The sequence below is a fragment of the Flavobacterium ginsengisoli genome, assembly GCF_029625315.1.
GTDB classification, from domain to species: domain Bacteria; phylum Bacteroidota; class Bacteroidia; order Flavobacteriales; family Flavobacteriaceae; genus Flavobacterium; species Flavobacterium ginsengisoli.
In genome coordinates this window covers 4887398-4908976 of record NZ_CP121110.1, presented here as the reverse complement: position 1 = coordinate 4908976, position 21579 = coordinate 4887398, and the positions used below count along the sequence as shown (strand labels likewise).

Annotated in this window: 21 protein-coding genes and 2 pseudogenes; 11 read left to right on the top strand and 12 right to left on the bottom strand. The window is 33.4% G+C overall.

Annotation, left to right across the window (positions count from 1 at the left end; translation table 11 throughout):
• Positions 1-184: 184 nt before the first annotated feature.
• The 6 genes and pseudogenes from P5P87_RS23375 to P5P87_RS23350 all read right to left on the bottom strand — a co-directional run bounded on the left by P5P87_RS23375 (position 185) and on the right by P5P87_RS23350 (position 7723).
• Positions 185-1417: an ROK family protein gene (locus P5P87_RS23375; RefSeq protein WP_198856573.1), complete on the bottom strand. Its 1233-nt coding sequence runs from the start codon at positions 1415-1417 to the stop codon at positions 185-187.
• A gap of 166 nt (positions 1418-1583) precedes the next feature.
• A complete protein-coding gene (locus P5P87_RS23370; protein WP_198856574.1) occupies positions 1584-2387 on the bottom strand; it encodes a DUF2490 domain-containing protein in 804 nt (267 codons plus the stop codon).
• A 461-nt stretch (positions 2388-2848) separates the two neighbouring features.
• The gene (locus P5P87_RS23365) at positions 2849-4246 is read right to left on the bottom strand and encodes a TolC family protein (protein WP_278020758.1); all 1398 of its coding nucleotides are present in this window, start codon (positions 4244-4246) and stop codon (positions 2849-2851) included.
• A 1-nt stretch (position 4247) separates the two neighbouring features.
• Positions 4248-5600 (bottom strand): HlyD family secretion protein, encoded by a 1353-nt coding sequence (locus P5P87_RS23360; protein ID WP_278020757.1) that lies wholly within the window; start codon positions 5598-5600, stop codon positions 4248-4250.
• A 2-nt stretch (positions 5601-5602) separates the two neighbouring features.
• Positions 5603-7261 (bottom strand): annotated as a pseudogene (locus tag P5P87_RS26235) (peptidase domain-containing ABC transporter).
• A 102-nt stretch (positions 7262-7363) separates the two neighbouring features.
• Complete coding sequence (locus P5P87_RS23350) at positions 7364-7723, bottom strand: hypothetical protein (RefSeq protein WP_278020756.1); 360 nt, start codon at positions 7721-7723, stop codon at positions 7364-7366.
• A 401-nt stretch (positions 7724-8124) separates the two neighbouring features.
• Here P5P87_RS23350 and P5P87_RS23345 point away from each other — a divergent pair, with 401 nt between their 5' ends.
• Both P5P87_RS23345 and pdxR read left to right on the top strand, forming a co-directional pair.
• Positions 8125-8583, top strand: coding sequence for a DUF1810 domain-containing protein (locus tag P5P87_RS23345; RefSeq protein ID WP_198856579.1), 459 nt, complete (start codon positions 8125-8127; stop codon positions 8581-8583).
• Between the two features lie 236 nt (positions 8584-8819).
• Positions 8820-10229, top strand: a complete 1410-nt coding sequence (gene pdxR, locus P5P87_RS23340) for a MocR-like pyridoxine biosynthesis transcription factor PdxR (protein ID WP_278020755.1) — start codon at positions 8820-8822, stop codon at positions 10227-10229.
• Between the two features lie 114 nt (positions 10230-10343).
• Here the strand turns inward: pdxR and P5P87_RS23335 are convergent, their stop codons facing one another.
• Entirely contained in the window at positions 10344-10607 is a 264-nt protein-coding gene (locus P5P87_RS23335) for a DUF2024 family protein (RefSeq protein ID WP_198856581.1), read from the bottom strand.
• A 135-nt stretch (positions 10608-10742) separates the two neighbouring features.
• Here P5P87_RS23335 and P5P87_RS23330 point away from each other — a divergent pair, with 135 nt between their 5' ends.
• Together P5P87_RS23330 and P5P87_RS23325 are read left to right on the top strand one after the other, a co-directional pair.
• On the top strand, positions 10743-11474 hold the full coding sequence (locus tag P5P87_RS23330) for a YggS family pyridoxal phosphate-dependent enzyme (RefSeq protein ID WP_278020754.1): 732 nt from the start codon (positions 10743-10745) through the stop codon (positions 11472-11474).
• A gap of 30 nt (positions 11475-11504) precedes the next feature.
• Positions 11505-12206 (top strand): AAA family ATPase, encoded by a 702-nt coding sequence (locus P5P87_RS23325; protein WP_278020753.1) that lies wholly within the window; start codon positions 11505-11507, stop codon positions 12204-12206.
• A gap of 83 nt (positions 12207-12289) precedes the next feature.
• Here the strand turns inward: P5P87_RS23325 and P5P87_RS23320 are convergent.
• A pseudogene (locus P5P87_RS23320) lies at positions 12290-13736 on the bottom strand (glycosyltransferase family 2 protein).
• Between the two features lie 500 nt (positions 13737-14236).
• On the opposite strand from P5P87_RS23320, the gene P5P87_RS23315 reads away from it, so the two are divergent.
• Genes P5P87_RS23315 through P5P87_RS23300 form a run of 4 tightly spaced genes read left to right on the top strand, consistent with a single transcriptional unit; the run spans position 14237 to position 18713 of the window.
• A complete protein-coding gene (locus P5P87_RS23315; RefSeq protein ID WP_198856585.1) occupies positions 14237-14683 on the top strand; it encodes a response regulator in 447 nt (148 codons plus the stop codon).
• 12 nt (positions 14684-14695) lie between these two features.
• A complete protein-coding gene (locus tag P5P87_RS23310) occupies positions 14696-16747 on the top strand; it encodes a PAS domain-containing protein (protein WP_278020752.1) in 2052 nt (683 codons plus the stop codon).
• A 17-nt stretch (positions 16748-16764) separates the two neighbouring features.
• Positions 16765-17193, top strand: coding sequence for a PAS domain-containing protein (locus P5P87_RS23305; protein ID WP_278020751.1), 429 nt, complete (start codon positions 16765-16767; stop codon positions 17191-17193).
• Positions 17139-18713: a PAS domain-containing sensor histidine kinase gene (locus tag P5P87_RS23300; protein ID WP_340696700.1), complete on the top strand. Its 1575-nt coding sequence runs from the start codon at positions 17139-17141 to the stop codon at positions 18711-18713. The genes P5P87_RS23305 and P5P87_RS23300 overlap by 55 nt, the downstream gene beginning before the upstream one ends.
• A gap of 86 nt (positions 18714-18799) precedes the next feature.
• On the opposite strand, the gene P5P87_RS23295 is transcribed toward P5P87_RS23300, so the two are convergent.
• Entirely contained in the window at positions 18800-19216 is a 417-nt protein-coding gene (locus P5P87_RS23295; RefSeq protein ID WP_198856587.1) for a lipocalin family protein, read from the bottom strand.
• Positions 19217-19402: 186 nt separating this feature from the next.
• Between P5P87_RS23295 and P5P87_RS23290 the strand changes: the two genes are divergently transcribed.
• Together P5P87_RS23290 and P5P87_RS23285 are read left to right on the top strand one after the other, a co-directional pair.
• Complete coding sequence (locus P5P87_RS23290) at positions 19403-19597, top strand: hypothetical protein (protein ID WP_198856588.1); 195 nt, start codon at positions 19403-19405, stop codon at positions 19595-19597.
• 32 nt (positions 19598-19629) lie between these two features.
• Positions 19630-19815 (top strand): hypothetical protein, encoded by a 186-nt coding sequence (locus P5P87_RS23285; RefSeq protein WP_198856589.1) that lies wholly within the window; start codon positions 19630-19632, stop codon positions 19813-19815.
• Between the two features lie 55 nt (positions 19816-19870).
• Here the strand turns inward: P5P87_RS23285 and P5P87_RS23280 are convergent, their stop codons facing one another.
• Genes P5P87_RS23280 through P5P87_RS23270 form a run of 3 tightly spaced genes read right to left on the bottom strand, consistent with a single transcriptional unit; the run spans position 19871 to position 20880 of the window.
• Positions 19871-20158 carry a hypothetical protein gene (locus P5P87_RS23280; protein ID WP_278020750.1) on the bottom strand — a complete coding sequence of 96 codons (288 nt, stop codon included), beginning with the start codon at positions 20156-20158 and terminating at the stop codon, positions 19871-19873.
• Complete coding sequence (locus P5P87_RS23275; protein WP_278020749.1) at positions 20133-20564, bottom strand: hypothetical protein; 432 nt, start codon at positions 20562-20564, stop codon at positions 20133-20135. Before P5P87_RS23275 ends, P5P87_RS23280 begins: the two co-directional genes overlap by 26 nt.
• A complete protein-coding gene (locus P5P87_RS23270; protein ID WP_278020748.1) occupies positions 20536-20880 on the bottom strand; it encodes a hypothetical protein in 345 nt (114 codons plus the stop codon). The genes P5P87_RS23275 and P5P87_RS23270 overlap by 29 nt, the downstream gene beginning before the upstream one ends.
• Positions 20881-21262: 382 nt before the next feature.
• Here P5P87_RS23270 and P5P87_RS23265 point away from each other — a divergent pair, with 382 nt between their 5' ends.
• A complete protein-coding gene (locus P5P87_RS23265) occupies positions 21263-21451 on the top strand; it encodes a hypothetical protein (protein WP_198856709.1) in 189 nt (62 codons plus the stop codon).
• Positions 21452-21579: the final 128 nt, after the last annotated feature.

Genomic DNA, 21579 nt, shown 5'->3' with positions numbered 1-21579 from the left:
AATGGTTAGTTTGGTTTTATTCAAATCTTAATTCTAGTTTTTCTTTTGTAAGTGACCAACTTCTATTGATTAGATGTAAACTTTGCTTAAATATTTTATTATTATTTTGTAAAGATATAAAAATATTTAAAATAACAACTTTAGTTATTAAAATATTTTAATAAGTATGAATTTATTTTTTAAATTAATTATTAATAAGAGGAAACAACAGCTTTTCTTTGATTACACAACAAGCGCCTATAACTCCCGCACGGCGCCCCAAAGTTGATTTTTTAAGCTTCATATCACGATTGACTAAACCTAATGAATATTTTTTAAGAGCTGATTGAATTGGCAGAAGTGCATAATCGCCAAGTTGTGCGAAATCTCCTCCAATTACCAAAAGATCAGGGTTAAAGATGTTTAAAAGGATAGATAAGTAACGTCCCATTTTCTCACTTTGCTGTGTTACAAGATCAACACAAAGAGTATCTTCTAAATTTACAGCGCCTGTAATTATTGCATGATGCTGTAAAACTGGTGAGTTATCATCTAAAACAACTTTAGATTGCTTACCTTCTTTTATTGCTTCTTTAAACTGATTAATTAAAGACCAACCCGATATTTCAGTTTCTAGACAACCTAGTTTTCCGCATTGGCACATTATTTCATTATTAAATATCGTACTATGTCCAAACTCGCCAGAATAGCCCGATTTTCCATAATAAAGCTTTCCGTCAGTAATCATTCCTATTGCAACTCCCCAACTATAATTGACAAAAATGATATTTTGCTCATCATCGACAACACCTTCGCAATACTCGCCAAAAGCCATTGCACGCGTATCGTTTTCTAAGTGAACTGGAAGATTTAATTGTTCTGAAATAATCTCTGTCAGAGGTCGATTTTCACTGAAAAAATAGTTATAACTAAACCCTTCCATCGAATTAATTCGGCCCGAAAAGTTAATGCAGACACCAACAATCATTTTCTTTTCTACCAAACTATCTTCAATAAATGAATTAATTAAACTGCAAAATTTAAGAAGAGATTCTTGAGTGTTTTCTAAAGTAAAAGAAGTTCCAAGCTCTACGCTTACCAACTCATTTTTAATATTTTGAAGTCCGATTGACATACTCGTTAACCCAACTTCAACACCTAAAAAATAAGCACAAGTCGGATTGATACTAAACAGAGAAGGTCTACGCCCGCCGCTGTTAGTAATTTTTCCCATGTCAACAACATAGTTTTCTACTAATAATTCGTTAACCGCTTTGGTTACTGTTGGAACACTTGATTGAAGTTCTGCACTTAATTCGGCAATAGTCGAATTACCTCCAGACAATAAACGCTTTACAATTGATTGTCTAAGCAAATGCCACTTTTGTTCAGACAAACTTTTGTCTTTACTATTATCTAATAAATCTTTTAAACTCATTGCTTTCCTTATTTGGTTCACAACAAATTTAAATTATTTTTTAAATCAGCATAAAAATACAGTCTTTAATATTAAATTATTTTAAATACTGAAACTTGTTTTTAAAAATTAAGGCCAGGAAATAATTCAAAAATAAAATAGGAAGAAAAACAATGAAACAAAAATACTAATCTGCACCACCATCTACGCTATCAAATGTTTCGCGTTCTTTTGGTTTTACGCTATATTTTAATGAAACCATCGGTCCGTAGTAAACATCAAATTGAGTTCCGTTTGTACGCAATTGCATCTGACCGATTACGCCCGCCAAGAAATGAATATTCGGCGTAATTCCAGCAGTATAGTAAACCGATAATCTGAAAATATCAAAATGTTCATCGGCATAATCTTTAGAAGCAAATTTCAGCATCAATTCGGTATAATAGCCAATATTTGGTGCTAGAAAAATTGGTTTTTCTTTGCTTTGTCTCAAATAATGATTGACTCCAAAACGAGCTCTTATTCTGGGAACTGTTTGATGATTGCCATTTCTGTCATCAAAAAACTTGGTTTCAAAACGCACTTGTTCGAAAAGAGAACCTTTGGGCATTTCCTGCGTATAGGTTCCCATAACAATAAGTCTATTTTCTAACGTTTTGTAATTTCCCGCTTCTTCTATCGCATATTTCTGATTGTGTGCATATCCTAACCAAAGTTTCATATTTTTAAAACCAGAATAAATAATCCAAGGTCTTATTACTTTACGCTGTGTATATTCAAAAGGATTTCCGTTTGTGTAAGCGCCTTGTGTAACGAGCTGCATATCTGCCTGACCGCTCAAATTCCATTTTTCTATTAACGGAAACGCAACATCAACCTCGCTTATAGATGCTGGAATAAATCCCATTGTGTAAGGAGCGTCTTGGGCTTTTAAAACTTGAGAAAGAATGATGCAACAAAATACAAGGAAACTCTTTTTTAATAAACTCATAATTCGTCAATATTAAATTACACGGCTTCGAAATAAGAAAGTCTATCAAATTTAGATAAAGAAGTTTTTAACTTTAAAAAAAAGCGGTTTCATGTTATAATATGAAACCGCTTTCTAGACATTTCTTCCAAACAAAAAAGCTTTAGAAAAATATCTAAAGCTTTTTTTAAATCAAAATTCTGAAAATTAATATAATGCAGACAGGTACAAAGCTGACTGTTATTTTTATGTACACATGATATTTCGCCCCTCTGGGGCTATTTTATAGATCAAACATACATTTCTATAAATATTTCGTCCCACTGGGACTAGCGATGTATAGTCCCACCGAGGCTTTTTATAGCTCTGGAAGAGCAAAATATTTATAGCTAAAAATCTATGCTCCCTAATTCAGAAGCTCCAGAGGAGCGACATGTTAGATTTCTATAAATTTCAATTATCCAATTATACATCAAAATTTGTTAATCTGGATTTGCCAATATTTTGTACAATTCGGCATTCGACAGATAAAACTGATTCTCTAAACTTATTTGCGACAATTTTGCGCTAACCAAATTGTTTTCTCTTGAATTGATCAAGAAAATCGAACTTTCTCCAAAAGAAAATAATTTTTCTTCTGAGTTCAACATTGTCATATAATCTTTTACTAGATTGTCAATTACGACTTTCTGTTTTCTTAATGATGCAATTTCGGTCTGCTGTGCTTTTACTTTATTTTTAAGTTCTAATCGTTGCTGGTCAATATCAAACTGCATGTCCTGAATTTTCAGTTTTGCCATTTTTAAACTTCCACGTTCCTTTCTCAAGAAAATAGGAAAGCTGAAATCGACATTAAACTTATAATCATCGGCATTAAAATTATTCCAATAATTGGGTTCTGAAATGTAGTTATAACCCACATTGATTTTCGGAAGCAACGAATTGGCTTTCAACTGGCGATTGACTTCCAAAATATCCATTTTAGTTTCTAAAGACTGAATTTTTGGATGCGAATCTAACGACTCCACATCGACCATCATGGCATCTGTCTTTAAAGTTTCTTCTATAGTCTGAATTAGATTTTGTTCAGGTTTTACTAAATCTCCAAGCTCTACAGGAACATTTTCAATCCATAAAAAATTAGCCAATTTCAATTTTGCTTTCGCTAATTTTAGGTTTCCGTTTTCAACATTCAGTTCTCTGTTTCGTACCGTAATTTTGGCCTCAACACTGTCAATTGCGGGTGCATCTCCTGCTGCGATTAACTTTTTAACTCCTTCAAAACGAGTGCTAGCAAAACCCAAATAATTTTTATACAATTCGGCTTCGTTGTAGCTTTTTCTCCATTCAAAATAAGCTTCACTCGCCTGATATAAAATTTCAATTGCTCTTAGTTTTCGCTGTGCATCACTTAGTTTTACCTGAAGTTTTCCTTCGCGAACATCGGCCATTCTTTGGTTAATAAACATTCCCTGACCTAAAGCAACATTAATTCCGAGCGAAGTTAAACCTGCTTCTGGCGTTTTGTTCTGCGGGTTATAATATTCCCCGTTCGTATCGTCAAAACCTGCTTTAATCTCAACTCCATACCAAGTGGGAATTTTGAAACTGCTGTTTAATAACGAATAATATTCTGTGCCTTTAAATTCTTTCTTATTATAATCTACTTCAAGTTTTGGATCAAATCCGCCTCGTGCCATCATCAGTTTTGCCTGAGCATTTGTCACTTCAAGATTGGCTTGCTTTACCAAAGGGTGATACTTTTTTACGTAGCCCAAAAACTCAATAAAAGTAAGTTCCTCTTGATTAAAATTCTGGCTCTGCAGTGTAGAAAAACTTAATAGAAATAAGAAAGAAAACAGTTTTACTAGATTTCTCATTTTACTTTTTCTCCTTTCCTTTATCTTCTTTTTCTCCTGAATTGTAATAGTTTGGTGGGAAACCATTCAAGTTTCGCCAAATCTCGTACCATACCGAAACGGTTTCTAACAACGCTATACTTTGCGCACCAGCACCAATACTTAATTCTTTTGGCCAGTGACGATCTTCTCCATCTGGCGAAACCAGAATTCTGTATTTTCCGTTTGGACTAATGAAATTTTCTATAGCTACAACTTTACCCCCGTAAGTTCCATAAGACAACCCAGGCCATCCAGAAAATACAATCCTAGGCCATCCATCAAACCAAACACGAACTTTTGCACCACGATGCACAAGCGGTAAATCGATTGGATCTACATAAGTTTCTACTGCAATATCGTATTTAGCTGGCATGATACTTACAACAGGAGTTCCTTCTTTAATAGTTTCTCCAAGACCTGCCAATAAAGCACGGTTTACATAACCACTCTGTGGCGCTGTAATATAGTACAAACCATTTCTAAGTCTGTAGTTGGTATATTGATTCTCTAGTTTGTTAACCTGAGCTTCTGTGTCATACTGTGTACTTAAGGCAGTAAATTTATCACTTCTTGATTTTGATATTTTTTCAGCATATTCGGCAGTAATTCTGCTAACTTCTACTCTTGCATTAATCAATTCGTTTTTACTGCTCAAAAGTTTATTTTCTTGCGTAATCACATACGCTTCAGACTCTTGCGGCTTTAATCTTTTCTGCTCGACATCTGTCATTGGTTTTAAACCTTCTTTATTTAAAGCAGTAGAACGATCAAATTGTGTTTTTGCAATTCTAAGCTGTGTTTTTACTGCAACCAAATCCATACTGTCGCTTTTTATTTTCAGTTGCGACTGACGAATTTTGTTTTGCGCCTGCTGTAATTTCAATTGTTTTTCTGTATTCAAAGACTGCGCTTGAACATCTAGCGAATTTACTTTGTCACCGTATGATTCTACCGCCATTTTTTTGGCATCTACTTGTTGTTTGGTATTGTTAACCAAATTAGGATCCAAGTAATCTTCTTTGATCTCCGAAATGTAAAGTATCGTATCTCCTTTCTTTACATAATCTCCTTCTTTTACAAACCATTTTTCAATACGTCCTGCAATGGCATTATGAACCGTTTGAGGTCTCTGATCTGGTTTTAAAGTTGTTACAGAACCTGTTCCCGAGATGTTTTGTGTCCAAGGCAAGAAAAGGCATAAGACAGCAAAAATCAAAAATCCGATTATGACTTTGTTTAAAATTTCGTAATGAGGTCTACGAGCAACACTTGTAATCGATTTGTATTTGCCCGGCGTTATAAGTACGTTGTTATCTTTAGATAGGTTGAGCATGATTAAAGCTTTATGTCGTTAATAATTTTTCCGTCATCAATCGTAATCATACGACTGCATTTGCTTTTCCAAACATCATTTTTAGAAGTCACAATAACAGTCCAGTCGTTTTCTTCAGAAAGTAAAAAATCAACAATTTTACTCGAAGTCAATTCGTCCATTTTGTCAACTGGATCTTCTAAGAATAAGATATTCGGTTTACCCACAATACTCCTTGCCAAAAGAATCTTTTGAACATCAGAAGCAGAAAGTTCACGACCTCCAGGATGAATTTGATTCTCCAACCCGTTTTCGAAAGTTTTAATATATGGCGTAAGACCAACATTATCTAAAGCCCATTTTAAATCATCACTATTTAGTTCTTCATTTCCAAAAACAATATTCTCGCGAATTGTTCCTGCAAAAAGTGTATCGCCTTGCAAAAATGTCCCCGATTGTGCTCTGTATGTATCTTCATTAAGACGATTCATATAATTATCGGTCACATACATGGCACCGCTTTCTGGTTCTAGAACACCCGAAAGCAATCGCAGACAAAGTACTTTTTCCTGCCCCATTTGTTCCTGTAAGAATAATTTTTTCGCCTTGAGAAATTTTCAAGTTGATATTCTTAAGTGATTTTTTATTGTGTCCTGGATAATTATAACTCATGCTTTCGGTCTCAATATTGATTCCTTTTTCTGTTTTATCTGAAGTTTGAGGAATGCATGAAATCTCCATATCAGTCACCTGACCAATTTTTTCAACAGAAGTTAGCACGTCGTAGAAAGACTCCAATCCGAAGATGATTTTTTCTACCGAGTTAATTAATAATACAATTACGATTTCAGTCGCTACGAACTGCCCTATGTTCATTTGGTGGTGAATTACCAGAAAACCACCGATAGATAATAAGGCAGCAGTAACAATTACTTTAAAAATAGTCAGCTGAATATATTGCTTCTTCATTACCTGAAAGTGCTTTTCACGGTAATTGACGTAGTTGGTTACATAGCCATCATTTCTGTCCAATGCATATTCAAAAGCTCCTTTTCTGCGGAAGCTTTCTCTATTGCGGGCAATTTCTTGAAGCCATGCTTCGCAACTTTATATTTAAATTTTGATTCGTTCAAACTTGTCTCAAGACCATCTTTGTACGAAAATTTAAAAATGACATATAAAATGACAATAAATAAAAGTCCGATTACCATAAAGAAAGAATGGTAAAGAACTAATAGAATAATCCCCAGACCAACCTGAAGGAATGCGGTGCAGAAATCAAGCAATAATTTTGCAGTGCCTTTCTGTACCATTAAAGTATCAAAAAAACGATTGGCTTTTTCGGGAGCATATTCCGAGTACATTTCTTTAAATTTTATTAAAGGCATTCTGTACGCAAATTCAAAAGACGAACGCACAAAAATTCGCTAGCTGCAGATTCTCTACAATTCGCAATGCAAAATCGTAAGAACACCTCCAAAACCAACGCCCACCGTAACTAGAATTACCAGAACGATCCACGAGACGCTTAGCTGTCCGCTTTGAATAAAATTAATAATAGCTTGGATTCCCAAAGGCAGAGAAAGATTTACTAACCCTGCAAATGCAGCATAGAAGATAATTTGATATACATCGCGTTTATCGAGTCGCAATAAGTTATAAAAACGTTTAAATGGTGTCATGAATTTAAAGTATAAATACAAGATTATTACATAGAATAAATATACGGCAAAAACCGCATTAATGGATTAAGATTTTTATCCTAATCCTTAAAAAACAAGTATTTATGAATTCAATCGAGGAGGCGGTATATCTATTTTCCCATGAAAGCCAAATGAGAAGATTGTATTGTCAATATATTTTTTTCCTTCAAATTCTATTAAGAAATAAAAATTAGGCATTAGTGATTCTGATGAAACCAAATATTCCATTAAAGGAATTCCTTTTGACAATTTAGCCGTTTTAGTATCTTTTGTTTTGTAATCGTCCATTTCTTCTGGAATTCCGTCACATTTAAAGATTTTCTTCAAGAAATTGCAAGTAATGCCTTTTACAGTATAAGTTTCAGCATTATCACTCAAGATTCTTCCAACACTATTAGAAATGTTTAAACTGCTAATTAGAAAATAGCCGACAAGCAACACCTGAAGGCATTTACATAAAAAGCTATTTTTAATTTTGTTCAACATAGTCTAAAAAAAGGCTGAAAGTTTACCCAAATCAAATCATTTTGATTCAGGATCCCAGTAATTTAAGGCGTTTATTCTATTTTTTCTGAGCGCGCAAGTTAGAGCCATTTTTTTTGCAGAACATTAAAATAACATTAGAATTTAGAACCATTCAAAACTTTAGAAATTTATTAACAAGGCATTCTTACAGGCTATCGGAATTATGTAAAGACTAATTGCAATTCTATAACTCATAATGACTTAAGCAATCTACTTTTGGTAAGCAAAAAAAATTTGACAACATACAATAAAGAAATATCGAAGTGTTACCTATTAAAGAAACTCCATATATAAACAATTTAATACAGAATCAAGACATGATTTACGCAAAGAATGATTTGACCCGATTTCTAGATGCTCAAAACAAATTGTACTTAACTGCTTTTTCTGAAATTGAAAAAGGTAAAAAAGAAACGCATTGGATGTGGTTTATTTTTCCGCAGATTAAAGGACTAGGAAAAAGTACGATTTCAGATTATTATGCTGTAGCAGATTTAAAAGAGGCAACCGAATTCTTAAATCATCCTATTCTGTCTAAACATCTGATTGAAATTTCAAAACTTTTATTGACTTTTAATAAAAAATCTGCCGAAGGAATTTTGGGCGATTTAGGCGCCAAAAAACTACATTCTTCTATGAGCTTGTTTGTTTTGGTCGAAAATGCCCATCCTGTATTTCAGCAAGTTTTAGACACTTTTTTCTTTGGACATCTGGATCAGCTTACTTTAAATTTTACTCAAAACACTAGTGTTCTGCCAAACACAGTACTTTCTTAATATTCTTAGGACAAAAAAAGGGAATAGGTTTCTATCTATTCCCTTTTTAATGAATTAAAAAAATCTCTTCAATACTTTTCTTTTCTAAATTTTCATTCTAAAACAACAAAAACACTTTTAAGGTACTGCATGTGAGCTTGCTTTTCTTCAAAATAATACACAATTATTTTCCATTTATAATTATTGTATTTTTGGACTAGCAAATTATCTTCATTTATAAAAAAGAAACAGTCCACATGCTTCGACCTTGGCCTTTAGAAATTCAGTTAGACAAAAAATCAGATAAAGCCATTTATCTCCAAATTGCCGATGCTATAATTGAGGCTATCCAAACAGGAAAATTGGTTAGCGGAAATGCTTTGCCAGGAAGCAGACAATTGGCTGAATTATTAAAAGTAAACCGAAATACTGTTGTAGAAGCTTTGGATGTTTTAATTGCCGAAGGCTGGCTTGTAACAATTGACCGAAAAGGAACTTTTGTAACCGAATCACTTTCGCAAATTCATCATTCCACAGAAAATAAAAAAGAGCAAAATATTACAATTGAAGAGCCTAAAAGCTTTTTGGTTTTCGATGACGGACTTCCAGACAGCCGTCTTGCTCCAATGAACGATTTGGCAAGAGCGTATCGAGAGTTGTTTAGCCGAAAATCGCGTTGGCAAATTATGGGTTACAGCAACGAATTGGGAAATTTAGATTTTAGAAAATCAATTGCTCAAATGCTCAATTTTAAGCGTGGCATGAGCATTTCTCATGATCAAATCTGTATTACGCGCGGAAGCCAAATGGCGATGTACCTTGCCTCTCATTGTATTTTAAAATCGGGCGATTTTGTTTTGGTCGAAAATCCTGGCTACAAACCTGCTTGGGAAGCTTTCGAAAATGCTGGCGCAACTTTACTTCCGGTAAATGTAGAATCGGACGGATTGGATATCGATCAAGTCGAAAAATATTTGCGGCATAAAAATATAAAAGCCATTTATGTTACACCACATCATCAGTTTCCAACTACGGTTACTTTGTCTTTAAAAAAGCGTTTAAAACTGATTGAACTTTCGAATCAATATAATTTCACGATTATTGAAGATGATTATGATAATGAATTTCATTTTGGCCAAAGACCAATACTTCCGATTTCTAGCTATTCGGGTTTGAAAAACTATATTTATATTGGCACTTTCAGTAAAATTGTTGCTCCAGCTTTACGTATAGGATATTTAGCCAGTTCGAATGAAAACATTCAGAAAATTGGAAATCATAGAAAAATAATCGACGTTCAAGGCGATAATATTATGGAAGAAGCAATTTTAAACCTCATCAATGAAGGCAAAATAAAGCGCCATCTTAAAAAAGCCAATTTGGTTTATAAAAGCAAAAGAGATTTTTTCGACAGCTTATTAAATCAATATCTTCAACATAAAATCGTTTTTACAAAACCGGAAGGCGGACTTGCTTTTTGGATTGTTCCAAAAGCAGAAATTAATGTTTTGGAAATTTTCGAAAAACTAAAATCGCAAGGCATTCGAATCATGAGTTCTGATCGATTTAGTTTTGATGAAACCATCAAAGGTTTTCGTCTGGGTTATGCTTCTCTTTCTGAAAAACAAATGGAAGAAGGAATTAAAGCGCTTTCTAAATTGCTTTAAAAATTAAACGCAGATTTTACGGATTTGCTATTGCAAAAACGCGGAAAAAAACTGATTTTAAAATCCGTCGAATCAGCGTTTTCGCGATAGCAAATCTGTTTTATCCGCATTCATTTAATTACAATTTTCCATTTCAATAATAGAAAAACCATTTTCCCGAACTTGATTTTCTACTTCGATTGGCGCTTTATCAATGTGGCAGAAACGGCATTCTTTAGAAGATAATGTTTGTCCTTCCTCATCTACACTTTTCAGATATAATTTTCCGTATTCGTACACTTGTTCTGCATCGTTAACATTTTCGTCAACCAAAATATCAAAATGCATAATTTTTCCATCTTTGCGGGTTACGTAGGTATCCCAAACTGCTATTTTCATTTTTTATAAGGTGCTAAGTTTTTTTTCTCTATGCAAATTTATTCTGGATTTAAAAGTTTAAAATCATCCAGTTTTTTCATTTTTTGAAATGTACTGGTCCAGTATGATTTTATGGTTTAGATTTAATTTTGCAGTATGAAAAACGATATTATTTTTAATTTGATTAAAGTGCATCAACGCATTGAAAGTGCTTGCAGAATTGCTGGAAGAAATCCTGAAGATGTTCAGCTTTTATTAGCGACCAAAACTGTTCCAGCTGAGCAAATACGAATTGCAATCGAGGCTGGCGAGACTTTAATGGGGGAAAATAAAATGCAGGAATTGCGAGATAAAAATGATGTTTTGAAAAGTCTTCCTGTCGAACGTCATTTTATTGGACATCTTCAAACGAATAAAGTAAAAGATGTTTTGAAATATGTAACTTGTATTCAATCTCTAGACCGAATTAATCTGGCCGATGAGTTACACAAACAACTTCAAAACCAAAATAGAAAATTGGATGTTTTTGTGCAAGTCAATACTTCCTACGAAGAAAGCAAATTCGGATTGGCGCCAGAAAATGTTTTGTCTTTCATTAAAAAAATAAAAACATACGAAACTTTAAATATTAAAGGTTTAATGAGTATTGGGCTTTTGGATGTTGAAAAAGAAAAAATGATTCCGTCTTTACGACTTTTAAGAACCATAAGAGATGAAATATATTCTGAAGGAATTGAAGGTTTACAAGATTTGAAACTTTCTATGGGAATGTCTCAAGATTTAGAACTCGCCATTGTAGAGGGTTCTAATATGGTGAGAATTGGCACTTCGATCTTTGGAAACCGTTTTTTAGGAAAAGAAATCTGGAACGAAAACATTGCAGAATAAAACTTAATTTTGCGAGCAAATTAAATGCAGATGAACCTAAATGATCTTACCGTAATTGATACTGAAAAAATTGCTTTAGACGATTTGTTTTTTAGTGATGAAAATAAAGCCGCTTTGCTTCAGATAATCAAGGAACATCAATATATTGAAGAATTAAAACAATACAATCTTAAAGTTGACAATAAGATTCTATTGCATGGAAGTTCTGGCTGCGGTAAAACGACAACAGCAAAAGCAATTGCCAATGCTTTAAATAAAAAGATAATTATTGTAAACCTCAGCACTGTGGTCGATTCTAGAATTGGCGAAACTTCTAAAAATCTAAAAGCTATTTTTGATAAGGCTATTCGCGAAAGAGCCGTATTATTTTTGGATGAATTTGACCAAATTGGAAAAAGCCGTGACAGCGATGATAAAGATGTTGGCGAAATGAGACGTTTGGTAAACACAATCATTCAGCTTTTTGATTATTTCCCTTCTGATAGTTTATTGATCTGTGCAACGAATCATTACGAAATAATAGATAGCGCTTTATTGAGAAGATTTCAGCTTCGTTTGAAATATGAAATGCCTTCAGAAAAACAGCTCGATATTTATTATGACAAAATTTTAAGCACGTTTCCAGAACATTTTCAGAACATCCAAAGAAAATATTCTGTTTCTTATGCCGAAGCTTTAGATTACACCAATACTACAATGAAAAGGCAGATTATTCTTCGCTTTAGATTCTAAATAAAAATGAGAAAACCCGCTGACACTACAGCGGGTTTTCGTTTGGCGGAGTTTTATATAATAGAATGAATAGTGTTCTTAATTTATAGTCCTCTTGTCAACCAACCTCTTTTGTTGGCTGTTGCAATGGCATAAGGTGCAATCCAGAATAAACTGAAAGTGTAGAAAACACTATAAGAATAAGCCCAGAAAGATTCTGCAAGCGTATATCTTTTTGCGTAAAATACCATCGAAAATGTTGAGAACATTAATATAGCAACCAAAGTTGAACTAATGAATAATATTGGGTGAACTGCAATAAAGTAGAACATGAATAAAAAGAACGGATACGTCATTGCAATTTTAAAAAACTGATTTAAAAACAGCATTCTAGGTCCAAATTTTGATTCTTTTCTAAAATCCTTGAAAACATATTTTGCCATCATAAGATTTTCGCGAACATTACTTCTCGCCCATCTAATAAACATTTTGTATAATCCTTTGTATTCTTCTGGAACATTAGTTAATACTACTGCATTTCTTTGAAATTTCACTTCTAAACCTTGTTTCAAAATCATATTGGTAAGAGCACGATCTTCGCCAATATCTGATGGCTGCCCCATAAAAGTTTGGTTGATCCATTCTGGCAGACAATTAAAAACTGCATCTCTTCTGTAAGCGACCAAAGCTCCTGGCGTACATAATACAGAACCCAATTGGCTTTCAGCAGAACGTTGAAATTCGAAACTCATTACAAAACTTACATTAAGCATTTTTGGTAAAATCGCTTTTTTATTGTTCAAAACCTGAACGTTTCCTGCAACTGCACCACATTTTTTATTTACCACAAATGGGCTAACTAAGTTTCTTAAAGTATCTTTTTTTACTATAGAATCACTATCTACAGTTACGAAGATTTCTCCTGTTCCTAATTTGAAACCTCTGTACAAAGCCTGACGTTTTCCTTGGTTTTTAAGTCGCTGAAAAATCGTAACACGATCTCCTAATTTTGCTTTTGCTTCCTGCATCCAGTACCAAGTATCATCTTTACTTCCATCGTCAATAGCAAGAAGTCTGCAGTTTTTCTGCTGGATAATCGCTTTCTGCAAGACTTAATAAAGTGTCCCAAACTAGTTTTCCTTCATTGTATGCCGGAACGATAATCGTACAAGTTGGCAATAAATCATCTGATACTGATGGAATAGCTTTGTATCTTAAGTACAAATACGAACTGTACAAGAAAACCCCTGTTTGGTAGAAAAATAAAAGTGTCGTAATTATTAAAAATGGCAATCCCCAAGTCGAAGCAATTCTTTCAAAATGAAATTGCTCAAAATCGTCTTGCAATTGAAATACCATAACGGCCCCTGCAATTAGTAATAAGAAAGTAGCAATAAGAATCGCTAATCCAAAAGGACTTGTCGGTCTTTCTACATGCACTTTTTGTGATTTTTCGTTGGTTCTAAAAAAAGAACCGTTTAATGTTTTTTTGCTGATAGCTGAACTGCCGTTCGCATAAAATTGTTCTGAGATAATTGTTTCGCTTTTCATGCTTATACTCCTTTTTTAATTTTCTTAATTTGGCTTTTAGCAAAATCTTCTCCCTTTCAAAAACGGACACATTAGAGATTTTGACACTAACACAATTTACAAGCGGCATGCCAATACGATTTTAAACTGGTACAGAGCCATTTAGAAAAACAAGAACAAAAAAGAGTGTGTAATTATTTTACACTTTTTGGATACGGTATACACTAAAATCGTGATTTTTGGAATGAAATAAATGAGATTCTAAAAGGTTTTACAGTATTTGTTTCTTCTATTTGGTAAAGAAATATGAATCTCAAAAAGCACGCTTTTAAATAAAAACCTGCAAAGAATTAATAAAACGCATTTATTGAATTAAAATTGCATTAGAGAAAAAAATCAATGATATTTTCTTCTTTTTTTCTTCTTTTAAAAAACATTCTTCACAAAAAAACTAGAAATCTTACTTAAAAAAGTTAAATTTATCGAAAGAAAACTTAACCCTAAATTAAGGAGAATAAAAAATGAATAAAGAGCATTATTATCTTTTATTGGCTGATGACGACGAAGATGACTGCCTTTTCTTTAAAGAAGCTCTCGATGAAATAACGATCGGCACTACGCTGTCAATGGTACACGACGGTGTCCAATTGATGAATTATTTGAAAACTAATATTTCAAATCTTCCCGATGTTCTTTTTCTGGACTTAAATATGCCTAGAAAAAATGGCCTGGAATGTTTAGATGAAATTAAAAATGACGAAGAATTAAAAGCCCTGCCAATTATCATTTTCTCTACTTCGTTAGACGGCGAAATAGTTGACAAATTATACCAAAAAGACGCTTCTTTTTACATTAGAAAACCAGGTGAATTTTCTAAACTTAAAAATGTAATAGAAAAAGCACTTACCATTGCATCCGAAAATAATTTTAAACAGCCCGAAAGAGCCAATTTCATATTGCAACCTTAATCTTCTCTGGAAATGAACCGCAAACACAAGGAACATTATTTTCTTTCTCAAGAAGGTGAAATGGGGAATTTAATTCGTTCTGCAGATTGGAGCAAAACCTCTTTGGGAAATCCTGAAAATTGGCCTCAGAGCTTAAAAACAATGACGGCAATGATACTTGGCAATCCGTTTGGAATGTACATTGCTTGGGGAGAAAATTATACCCAATTGTATAATGATGCTTTTCGTCCTATTCTTGGTGTTTCTAAACATCCAAAAGCATTAGGCATAAGCTCGCGGGAAACATTCAGCGAAATTTGGGATACTATAGGTCCTATGTTTGCCGATGTAATGAAAGGACATGCGGTAAGTTTTCCTGATTTTAAGGTTCCACTGCATCGAAATGGCTACATAGAAGATTGCTTTTTTGACTTTTCGTACAGTCCGATAAAAATCGAAGATGGCTCTATTGGTGGCATTTTGGTAACGGTTATAGAAACCACCGAAAAGAAAATTGTTGCAGATGCGCTACAGGAAAGTAATGTGCGATTTGTCAATAATATTATGCAAGCGCCTGTGGCAATGTGCATTTTTAAAAGCGAAAATCATATTGTTGAAATTGCCAATGAACAAATGTTGCGACTTTGGAATACAAAAGCCGAAAATATAATTAACAAACCAATTTTTGAGATTCTGCCAGGATTGAAAAAACAAGGTTTTGATGAAATTCTTAACAGCGTTTTTAGAGACGGAAAAAAAATTGCTACAGATGAACTTTTTGTCCAACTAAACCGAAACGGACAAACTGAAAACACCTATATTAATTTTGTTTACGAAGCTTTGCGCGAAAAAGACGGCACTATTTCTGGCATTGCGGCAATTGCTACAGAAGTTACTGCTCAGGTTTTGGCACGTTCAAAAGTTGAAGAAAGTGAACAAAAAATAAGACAGCTGGTAGAAAATGCACCTTTTCCGATTGCGGTTTATGTTGGAAAAGAAATGCGCATTGAACTAGCAAATGAATCTATTATAAAAATTTGGGGTAAAGGCCCAGATGTAATCGGAAAAACATACCGAGAAATTCTTCCAGAACTAAAAAATCAATCGGTTTTTGAACAAGTAGAATCGGTTTTTGAAACTGGCCTATCTTTTCATTCTAGAAATTCGCGTATCGATATTGTCATCGATGATAAGTCGCAATCTTTTTATTTCAATTACAGTTTTACTCCTTTATACGATTTAAATGGTAAAATTTATGGGGTAATGAATACCGCTGTAGAAATTACAGATTTGTATATAGCCAAACAAAAAATAGAAGAAAGCGATAAAAGGTTTCGTAATACAGTAAGACAAGCTCCCGTTGGTATTACTATTTTACGTGGACCTGAATATGTGGTTGAAATGGCTAACGAAGCTTATCTCAAAATTGTTGATCGAACGGAAGAATCTTTTGTTGGGAGACCTTTGTATGATTCGCTTCCAGAAGTAAAAGAAACTGTTAGCGTTTTACTAGACAATGTTTTGAATACTGGAATTCCGTTTCACGGAATTGAAGTTCCTGTACCTTTAAACCGATATGGCAAAATCGAAACTTCTTATTTTGATTTTCTTTATCATCCGCTGAAAGAAGAAAACGGAACAATTTCAGGAATTTTGGTAACCGTTACCGAAGTAAGCGAAAAAGTTGAAGCCAGAAAAAAAATCGAACTTAACGAAGATCGTCTTAAAATTGTTGTTGAAGCCAGCGAATTGGGAACTTGGGAACTTAATGTAAAAACAGGACATCTCACCTATTCTGAAAGATATCTGGAAATCATTCACGGCTATACCGAAGAATCTTTGTTAACTCATCAAGAATTATTGGCGCATCTTCATCCTGATGATGTGCATCTTAGAAATGAAGGATATAAAGAAGCTTTAAAATCAGGTTTTTTAAATTACGAAGCTCGTGTAATTTGGAAAGATCAATCGATTCATTGGGTTGAAGCGAAAGGAAAAGTTTTTTATGATGAAAATAATGATCCATCAAAATTAATAGGAACAATTCGGGACATTACCGAAGAAAAAAATACAACCAGAAAATAGAAGAAAGCGAAAAGAAATTGCGAAATCTTATTATGCAATCGCCTGTTCCAAAAGCCATTTTCCGCGGAAATGATTTTGTGATCGAAATGGCCAATTTTGTGCTTTTGAATAATATTTGGAAAAAAGAAGAAAGTGAAGTTCAAGGAAAAAAACTATTAGAAATATTCCCAGAACTTAACAATCAGAAATACGCACATTTATTAAAACAAGTTTACGAATCTGGAAATGTCTATTCTGAATCTGAATCTTTGCTTTTTATTGATAATAAAAAGTACGGTGATCAATACTACGTAGATTTTGAATTTGCACCACTCCGCGAAAGCGATAATTCGATTTCTGGAATTAGAATGACGCTTATTGATGTTACCGAAAAAGTCGAAGCCAGAAAAAAATCGAAGAAAGCGAGAAAAGATTCCGTTTACTTACAGAAAGCATTCCGCAGTTAATCTGGGAAACTGATGCTGAAGGAAAAGCTCTTTTCACCTCTGGGAAATGGCTAGAATATACCGGAGTCGAACCTGGAATTGAAGGTTCTTGGCAAAAAATGATTCATCCAGATGATTTTGAAGAAAATGTAAAAATCTGGCAACATGCACTCGTAACCGGCGAAATGTATCGCTGTGATGTGAGAATGCGCAGAAAAGATGGATCTTACAGATGGCATACCGTTATTGGAGAACCTGTTTTTGGACTCGACAATAAAATCATAAAATGGGTCGGCGCTTTTACCGATATTCATACCGAAAAAGCTTTTACTCATGAACTTGAACAACAAGTTACAGCGAGAACTAGAGAGCTAATTCAGATTAACGAATCGCTTCGAAAAAGTGAAGAGCGTTATCATTTGATGGTCGAAGAAGTTCAAGAATATTCCATTCTATACTTAAATTCAAAAGGTATTGTAGAAAATTGGAATGTTGGAGCCGAAAAGATTAAAGGCTATAAAGCAGACGAAATTATCGGAAAATATTTTGGCATTTTTTATACTGCCGAAGATCAAAAACATAAATTGCCTGAAGAACTTTTAGAATTGGCAAGAGAAAAAGGAAAAGTAATTCACGAAGGCTGGCGTGCACGCAAAAACGGAAGTTTATTTTGGGCAAGCGTAGTTATTACCGCGGTTCATAATAAAAAAGGCGATGTTATTGGTTTTTCTAAAGTAACGCATGATTTAACCGAAAGGAAAAAAGCTGATGATAAATTAAAAATGAATGCACTAGAACTAGAGCAAAAAAACAATGAACTAGAAGAAATGAACAAAGAGCTTCAGTCATTTGCTTATATTTCAAGTCATGATTTGCAGGAACCGCTTCGAAAAATACAGACTTTTGCTTCGCAGATTATTGATAAAGAATCGGAAAATTTATCAGAAAACGGAAAAGATAAATTTAAACGAATGCAAAACGCTGCACAGCGAATGCAGACTTTAATAAATGATTTATTAGCCTACTCTAGAACAAATAGTCAAGAACGTGTTTTTATAAAAACAGACCTCAGCCAAATTATTAAAGAAGTAAAAGAAGATTTAACCGAAGAATTAGAACAAAAAAGCGCCATAATTGAAATCGGACATACTTCTGAAGTTGATATTATTCCGTTCCAGTTTAAACAATTGCTTTATAATTTGATTAGTAATTCGCTGAAATTTTCAAATCCTGATATTCCGATTATAATTAGAATCACAAGCAAAATAGCATTAGGTCAAGATCTAGCAGAAGAAAAACTGATTGCGGCAAAAAAATATTGCCATATAGAAGTTTCGGATAACGGAATTGGTTTTGAAGCCCAATACAACAAAAAAATATTCGAAGTGTTTCAGCGTCTACATGGCAGAGATCGCTACAATGGTACCGGAATCGGACTCGCAATTGTAAAAAAAATTGTAGAAAACCACAACGGAGTCATTACTGCTTCTGGCATTCACAACGAAGGAGCTTCTTTTGATATCTATATTCCTGTAAATTAAATTTATTTTATAAAAAAAAGGAAACTTCATTTAACGAGTTTCCTTTTTCCATTTCAAAACGAATTGAAATTATCTCAAACAAATTCTTATCTAGTATAAACAGTAATTACACCAGTTGTTTTATCTTTAATTTTAAGCTCTTTGTTAGTAAGGTTCATGATATCACTAGTTGAACTAATGTTTCCAACCGTAATAGTCAAATCGTTATGAGATCTTACATAAGTACCAGTAGTTTCTGTAAGAGCACAATCAGAACCGTTATAATCACCAATAACCGCTGCGTTACTTAATCTTAGATCCAAATAATCTTTATTACATCCTGCTGCATTCTGAGGTGCATCAATTAACACTTCTTTTCCATCAACAATTGTCCCAGTTTGGCTTAGACTATACTTCCCTTGAAGTGGAATTATTGTTTCTCCATCATTATCGTCGTTACTACAAGAAGTTACGAACATTCCCGCGCCTAAGGCTAATACGAATAATATGTTTCTATTTTTCATGTTTGTTTGTTTTTTATTAATTTAATTCAATAATGCTAAATTAAAAGTAAAAACCTACAAAAAATTTCATGATTTTAGGAATATATTACATAAATCGCATTTTTTAAACAATGTTCTTTTTTCTATTACAATGACTAATAATTAATGTATTTTAGATAAATATTAACAACCCATTAATTTTACAAAATGAAGAAACTATTACTATTTAGCATTTTTGCTCTATTAAATTTTGCAACGTACTCCTGCACTGCGGATGATAGTCAAACAAGCGAATCTAAAACAGAAATCAAAAAAAATACTTTGTCTGTGGATAATGCCAAAGCAAATATAGGACCGGATGATGATCCTATTACTGTGCCACCACCACCTAAAAAACCTTAAACTACAGTTGTCTAACCTAAATTTATTTTAAAGTGAAAAAATTACTTTTATTCAGTGGTATTGTATTGTTAAGTTTTGCAACTCATTCTTGCACTGCTGATGACACAGAAACAACAAGCGCAAAAACTAAAGTTGTAAAAGAAAAACCTATAACCGAAGCACAAGCAGATGGTCCTGGCGATGGCACTATTACGCCGCCGCCGCCAGAGGATAATTAATTTTATAACGCAATTTTAAAGGAAGTACCGAAAATGTACTTCCTTTCTTTTTTTATTAATTGCATTTTGGTCTATCAGACAGATATCGATTGATAATATATTGTGTAATTGGTTTTAAGAATCTTTGCGTGTTTTCTGGATAAGGCGCAGATTGATTATAGCATTCTATAGAGTTTCCAATCTTAATATAAAAAACTTTCGCTCTACCATTATCATCAAAAAAATCAGTTGTATCACATACTTCAATTTTTCTTAAATTAAAATATCTCGCATCATAATAAGTTTCGCAATAGCCATTATCAGATCTTGCTATTTTTTCATAATGATCGTTTGTCCATTGCATGCAATCTTTTTGTGACATGCTCAAGTAAATGATTATACTTAATACAGCAAGAAAAGTCTGCAATTACAAAATATTTTTTCATTCCAGATTTTCCCACATCTTTCCCTCCAATCTTAACGGGAGTTGAAATATCTGATATCCCTATTGGAGTTGTTTCCCAGTCTTGATGTTTATCTTGTTCTAGTTCTCTAGTTTCATCTTGCTTTACTTCTTCATTTTTATCTTTTTCTACCTCATCATTTTTTAAACTAGGAGAATGTTCGTTTTCTATCTCAACAATTAAAGTGTTAGAAAAATTTTCATTTTCAGGAGTTCCGGTATCCCTTAACACTTCAATTAATCTTTTTTCGTCCTCATCAAGTTGTTTTCTATACTCGTTAAAAGGTCTTGGCTGAAGATCTACCAATATTGCTGACCAGTTGAATAGTGTCTTCAGCGGGATTCTCTGTTTTACCTAAAAGAAAACGCTTAACTGCTTCTAATTTATTCAGTTCATCCTCTCCAAACTGATTTTTCTTATCCTTATCAAATGGAAAATCAAAAAAAGATTTAAAAGCAATTAAGTCATCTTTATTACTATTTGCGTCAAATCTTTTGACGCACAAATTTCTAAGATTTGCTGATGTTGGAGAATTCAGATTATTAGAATATTCTCCATTTTTTTCTTCTTCATATTTAGCTTTAATAGCTTTTTTATAATCTTCAAAAGTAATGGTTGGCATAGGCATTTGAACTTTTTAAAACTTTATCTAAAGTACTTTACTCAACTTTTTGTGACTTTCTGGAACTTCTTCTGACTTTCAAGAAAAACATTCGACTTTCCTGACTTTCTGGTCAATACAGGCTCAAAACGGTTGTTACTTTGCCTCAACAAAATTAGTTATCGCTTTGATCTGCAGGTCAAAAGCAAATGTACAAAACTAGTTCATGTACCAAGTGTGGAAAACCGTAAGACGGATTTTATTCCGGGAAGTATAGATGAAAATCTTACTGTTCTACACACTTCACTTCCCAAACAAAATTTGGTATTGCCATTTAAAAACCAACCTGGAAAAAGATTTCAAGCTGACAATACCCCTTGTTCAACTTTTAAACTTTAAAAAAATGAAAACATTATATTTATGGGGAGCGTGCGCGCTATTGTCAACTACATTATTCTCTTGCTCTGCTGATGAATTAGAATCTTCAGAACAAAAAACTGAAATAAAAAAAGAAATTCCGACAGAGGGACAAGCAAGTGAACCCGATGGTCCCGGTGATGATCAAACTAATATTACGCCACCAAAAAAATAACAAATAAAATTTGTTGTTTTCAATAAATTGCTAAATTCGGGGAAAGTACGATTTATGTTACGATCCCCGTTTTTTTGTTTCTTTATTTTTCTCCTTTTAATTTCTTGTGAGGAGAAAACAAGCACATT

Coding starts and splice junctions, on each gene's coding strand:
- P5P87_RS23375 (WP_198856573.1), bottom strand. CDS start 1,417: ATGAGTTTAAAAGATTTATTAGATAATAGTAAAGACAAAAGTTTGTCT.
- P5P87_RS23370 (WP_198856574.1), bottom strand. CDS start 2,387: ATGAGTTTATTAAAAAAGAGTTTCCTTGTATTTTGTTGCATCATTCTT.
- P5P87_RS23365 (WP_278020758.1), bottom strand. CDS start 4,246: ATGAGAAATCTAGTAAAACTGTTTTCTTTCTTATTTCTATTAAGTTTT.
- P5P87_RS23360 (WP_278020757.1), bottom strand. CDS start 5,600: ATGCTCAACCTATCTAAAGATAACAACGTACTTATAACGCCGGGCAAA.
- P5P87_RS23345 (WP_198856579.1), top strand. CDS start 8,125: ATGATTTACGCAAAGAATGATTTGACCCGATTTCTAGATGCTCAAAAC.
- pdxR (WP_278020755.1), top strand. CDS start 8,820: ATGCTTCGACCTTGGCCTTTAGAAATTCAGTTAGACAAAAAATCAGAT.
- P5P87_RS23335 (WP_198856581.1), bottom strand. CDS start 10,607: ATGAAAATAGCAGTTTGGGATACCTACGTAACCCGCAAAGATGGAAAA.
- P5P87_RS23330 (WP_278020754.1), top strand. CDS start 10,743: ATGAAAAACGATATTATTTTTAATTTGATTAAAGTGCATCAACGCATT.
- P5P87_RS23325 (WP_278020753.1), top strand. CDS start 11,505: ATGAACCTAAATGATCTTACCGTAATTGATACTGAAAAAATTGCTTTA.
- P5P87_RS23315 (WP_198856585.1), top strand. CDS start 14,237: ATGAATAAAGAGCATTATTATCTTTTATTGGCTGATGACGACGAAGAT.
- P5P87_RS23310 (WP_278020752.1), top strand. CDS start 14,696: ATGAACCGCAAACACAAGGAACATTATTTTCTTTCTCAAGAAGGTGAA.
- P5P87_RS23295 (WP_198856587.1), bottom strand. CDS start 19,216: ATGAAAAATAGAAACATATTATTCGTATTAGCCTTAGGCGCGGGAATG.
- P5P87_RS23290 (WP_198856588.1), top strand. CDS start 19,403: ATGAAGAAACTATTACTATTTAGCATTTTTGCTCTATTAAATTTTGCA.
- P5P87_RS23280 (WP_278020750.1), bottom strand. CDS start 20,158: ATGCAATGGACAAACGATCATTATGAAAAAATAGCAAGATCTGATAAT.
- P5P87_RS23270 (WP_278020748.1), bottom strand. CDS start 20,880: ATGCCAACCATTACTTTTGAAGATTATAAAAAAGCTATTAAAGCTAAA.
- P5P87_RS23265 (WP_198856709.1), top strand. CDS start 21,263: ATGAAAACATTATATTTATGGGGAGCGTGCGCGCTATTGTCAACTACA.